4 protein-coding genes are annotated in these 3,355 nt (G+C 75.1%); 3 read left to right on the top strand and 1 reads right to left on the bottom strand.

Annotation, left to right across the window (positions count from 1 at the left end; genetic code table 11):
* A partial coding sequence (locus B0E53_RS34555) for an adenosylcobinamide-GDP ribazoletransferase (protein ID WP_210406333.1) occupies nucleotides 1-251 on the top strand: 251 nt, incomplete at its 5' end.
* 64 nt (nucleotides 252-315) lie between these two features.
* A complete protein-coding gene (locus tag B0E53_RS34550; protein ID WP_107079732.1) occupies nucleotides 316-1,605 on the top strand; it encodes a DUF2314 domain-containing protein in 1,290 nt (429 codons plus the stop codon).
* A 96-nt stretch (nucleotides 1,606-1,701) separates the two neighbouring features.
* Here B0E53_RS34550 and gcvT read toward each other — a convergent pair whose 3' ends face one another.
* On the bottom strand, nucleotides 1,702-2,832 hold the full coding sequence (gcvT, locus tag B0E53_RS34545; RefSeq protein WP_107079731.1) for a glycine cleavage system aminomethyltransferase GcvT: 1,131 nt from the start codon (nucleotides 2,830-2,832) through the stop codon (nucleotides 1,702-1,704).
* A gap of 163 nt (nucleotides 2,833-2,995) precedes the next feature.
* Between gcvT and B0E53_RS34540 the strand changes: the two genes are divergently transcribed.
* On the top strand, nucleotides 2,996-3,355 hold a 360-nt coding region (locus B0E53_RS34540), incomplete at its 3' end, for a M17 family peptidase N-terminal domain-containing protein (protein ID WP_281492935.1).

The raw sequence follows: 3,355 nt of genomic DNA, 5'->3' as shown, positions 1-3,355 counted from the left end.
CGCTGGTGGCCGGCACGGTGGGGCCGGTCGCGCTGGTGGCCGGCACGGCGGCCGTCGCCCTGCTGGCCGTGCCGGCGGTGCCGGACCGCCCGTGGCAGGGACCGCTCGCCGTGCTCGCCGCGCTCGCCGTCGCGGCCGGGCTGCTGCGCCACCTGGTACGCCGGCTCGGCGGGATCACCGGGGACGTGCTCGGCGCCCTCCTGGAGATCGTCACCACGCTGTCCTACCTGGGACTGGTGCTGTCCGGCTGAGCGTCACCCGTCCGGGCGGGTAGCGTTCTCGGCGAGGTGCACCGGTGTGGTCGAGGGGGACGGCATGCTCATCACGGACGACTTCCTGCCCGTACCGGTGCCCGAGTCGCTGGACGCGACCTACCTGGTGCCGATCGTCGGGCTGCCGAAGGTGAGTCCGAAGACCGCGGTGGAGGGGCTCGCCGGCAGGCTCGCCGAGCCGGTGCACGGGCTGGCCCGGCAGATGCTGGACAGCCCGTTGATGACCGTGGACACCCGGCCGGTCAGCGAGTTCCCCGAGCTGCCGCCGGACCTGCTCACCGCGTTCGGGGCGACCGAGGCGCAGTTGGCCCGGCTGGCCGCCGCCACGCATCTGGTCGTGGTGCAGGCCGAGTACCGGCCCGGCTGGCCGCCGGCGCACGAGTGGGCGGCCCGGGCGGTCGCCGCGGCGGTCGCCGAAACGGTCGACGGGGACGTCGTGGACGTGTTCGGGCTCCAGTTCCTCGACCCGGCGGCCGCGTTGCGGTCGCTCCCCGACGAGCAGGGCCGGATCCGGCTGGTCGACTGGGTGCTGGTGCCGTACTCGTCGGACGCCGACGGGCTCTGGTTCACCACCAAGGGGCTGCGCCGCTTCGGGCTGCTGGAGCTCCAGGCCCAGGGCGTGCCGGACCACCTCACCCGGGCCTGGGGCGCGGTGATGACCGGGGCCGCCCGGCGGCTGCTGCGGGACTGGACCGAGGGGCTGGCCGGCGAGGAGGTGCCGGCCTTCGTGCAGCTCCCGGTGCTGGCCACGGTGACCGGGCACGACATCGCGGTGGCGTACGGCAATCCGGAGCAGCACGGCGCGACGGCGCCGGTGCTGCTGCGGCTGGAGCTGGACCCGGCGACCGACCCGGACGCCGACTCGTTCCTCACCCTCAACCCGCCGCCCGGGCACCCGGGCCCGCCCGGCCGCTACTTCGCCGCCGCCTGCGCGACCCTGTTCAACGGCATCCAGCCCGACGTCCGGTACGCCCGCTCCGGCGACGCGATGAGCCGGGCCATCGCCACCGCCCGCGCCGCGCTGGACGACATCCGGGCCCGCTTCCTCGCCGGCCTGCTCCCGGCCGAGAGCCAGCTCGTGGTCAAGTACGGCCTGCCGGGCGACGACGGCCCCGAGTACGTCTGGGCCGGGGTGACCTCGTGGGACACCCCGGAGCGGATCGTCGGCGCGAGCGCCAGCGACGCCGCCGGCGACCCGACGGTCCGGATCGGTGCCCCCGTGGTGGTGGAGGCCGCCGACGTCGTCGACTGGGCCGTCCTCGACGGCACCGGCGTCATCGAGGGCGGCTGGACCCAGGCGGTCCTCGACGCCGGCGAACCCCCGACGGACTGAGGCGTCCTTGTCGATCAGGAGGTTTGCGTGTCCGGCGGGCCGGATCCTGACGCGAACCTCTTGATCAACGGGAACGGCGGGTCGGCGGACGGAGGGTCAGCGGACGGAGGGCTCGACGAAGGGTGGGCGGGTGAGGCGCATCTGGGCGCGGCGGCCGCGGATGTCGACCTCCAGGGTCTCGCCGTCGGGGAGCTTCGGGTCGGTGTCGATCAGGGCCAGGGCGATGCCCTGCTTCTTCGTCGGGCTGAAGGTGCCGCTGGTGACGGTGCCGACCTGCTTGTCGCCGGCGTAGACGGCCATGCCGGGGCGCGGGATGGCCCGGTCGACCGCCGCCAGGCCGCGCAGCGTACGGGCGGGGCCGGCGGCCTTCTCGGCCCGCAGCACGTCCCGACCCCAGAAGGCCGGCTTGTCCCAGCCGACCGCCCAGCCGGAGCGGGCCTGCACCGGGGTGATGTCCAGGGAGAGGTCCTGCCCGTGCAGCGGGTACCCCATCTCGGTGCGCAGCGTGTCCCGCGCGGCCAGGCCGCAGGCGCGCAGCTCGTACGCCGTGCCGGCGGCGAACAGCGCGTCCCAGACGGCGAGCGCGTCGCCGGCCGGCACGACCAGCTCGTAGCCGAGCTCGCCGGTGTAGCCGGTGCGGCAGACGGTCAGCTCGACGCCCTCCAGCACGGCGGTCGAGAAGCTCATGTAGTCGTGCTCCGTCGGCAGGCCGAGCGCGCCCAGCAGCTCCGCCGAGCGCGGCCCCTGGACGGCGAGCACCGCGTACGCCTCGTGCTCGTCGGTGACGACCACGCCCTCGGGCGCCGCGGCGCGCAACCGGCGGACCACCTCGGCGGTGTTCGCCGCGTTCGGCACCAGGAAGACGTGGTCCTCGGCGTACAGGTAGGCGATGATGTCGTCCACCACGCCGCCGGTGGCGTCGTCGCAGCAGAGCGTGTACTGGGCCTTGCCGGGTGCGATCCGGCCGAGGTCGTTGGACAGGCAGGAGTTGACGAAGTCCGCGGCGCCCGGCCCGGTGATCCGGGCCTTGCCGAGGTGCGAGACGTCGAAGACGCCCACCCCGGTACGCACGGCCGTGTGCTCCTTGAGCACGCCGCCGCCGGCGTACTCGAGCGGCATCTCCCATCCCCCGAAGGGGGCGAACTTCGCGCCGAGCGCGGTGTGCCGCTCGTGCAGCGGGGAACGGCGCAGCCGGGTCGCGGCGGCGTCGGTGGTCACCTCGGTCATGGGTGCGAACTTACCGGCCCCCGACCCGCTGGTTAGCATCGGCGGGACCCCGCTGCACCTGTCGGCGGGACAGCAGCGCGTCCGGCGGGTAGGTTCGCCGCCGGAGACCTTCATCGCCGGCCCGCGACGCCGCGGCCGGCCCGGCCCGCCCGGAGTAGCTTTCGTGACATCGCCCCGCACCACCCTCAGCCTGGTCGACACCGACCCCGCCGAACTCGCCGTCGACGCGATCGTGATCGGCGTGCACAGCCAGACCGCCGAGCAGGAGTCCGGCTCACCCGCTGGCGCCCTGCTGCTGGCCAGCGGCGCGGAGAGCATCGCCGCCGCGTTCGACGGCAAGCTGACCGAGACGCTGGCCCTGCTCGGCGCGACCGGCGGCCCCGGTGAGGTGATCAAGCTGGCCACGCTGGGCACGGTCACCGCCCCGGTGGTCGCCGCCGTCGGGCTCGGCCCCGAGCCGTCCGGCGCCGCCCCGGCCCCGGAGACCCTGCGCCGGGCCGCCGGTGCCGTGGTACGGGCCCTG

The sequence above is a fragment of the Micromonospora sp. MH33 genome, assembly GCF_003013775.1.
Classification (GTDB): Bacteria; Actinomycetota; Actinomycetes; order Mycobacteriales; family Micromonosporaceae; genus Micromonospora; species Micromonospora fulviviridis.
This window is presented reverse-complemented; position numbering and strand designations above follow the sequence as displayed.